Origin of the sequence: Pleomorphochaeta sp. DL1XJH-081 (assembly GCF_049310885.1) — a bacterium.
In the GTDB taxonomy this organism is placed as follows: domain Bacteria; phylum Spirochaetota; class Spirochaetia; order Sphaerochaetales; family Sphaerochaetaceae; genus CAYZJV01.
This window is the reverse complement of sequence record NZ_JBMDYO010000027.1, coordinates 1-698: the sequence shown is the minus strand read 5'-3', so window position 1 is coordinate 698 and position 698 is coordinate 1. Positions and strand designations below refer to the sequence as shown.

Genomic DNA, 698 nt, shown 5'->3' with positions numbered 1-698 from the left:
GAGCTCGCACACGGAGCGGCGGTCGACAAGGTGATCGACAAGCTCGGAGAGTACTCGGCGATGATGGCTGATGGGGATACCGCCCAGCACCTGACGAACATGAAGAACACCTGGGGAGACATCCGCCAGCAGGTGGGCGGCATCATCGACTATAATTTCGGTCCGTGGTTGGGAGGCCTCGATGTAGCCTTCAGCGGCATCAAGACCAACCTCACCAATATCATCAACTACGTGGGAGCGGTGATGAAAAACCTGCCCCAAGCTTTCAAGCTGACGCTGTCTACGGTGTGGGAATTGCTCAAGCGCACCTTCGAGTGGGATTCGCTCAAGCTGATCATCACCACCACAGCCCAGAATATCGGCATCGTCATCAGCGCCATGCTCAAGGCGGTGTTCGAAAGCATTCCCAAGCTGCTGGGCAATGCAGTACTCGGCATCATCAGCTGGGTCACCTACATCGCGTTGAACATCGAAAGTGCGATCCTGGGGGCATTTGAGAATGCGATCAACAAGGCGGGGGACAAGATCCAGGGCACCTGGGTCGGAAAGATCTTCGGTTTGGGTGACAAGCTGGCAAACCTTGATATGGGAGCCCAGGCGAGCAAGGATGAGGCGACCTTCTACAAGCAGCAAGCCGACCAGAGCTTCGAGAATCTGGGACCGCTGTTGCGTGATGCGCTCACCGATGCAATCGATAC

The 698-nt window shown here is 56.3% G+C and carries 1 protein-coding gene; it reads left to right on the top strand.

The genetic code is table 11. The features are described 5' to 3' along the window. Positions 1–698, top strand: a 698-nt coding sequence (locus ACODJP_RS13755) for a hypothetical protein (RefSeq protein ID WP_422482467.1), incomplete at both ends; no start/stop codon positions are given.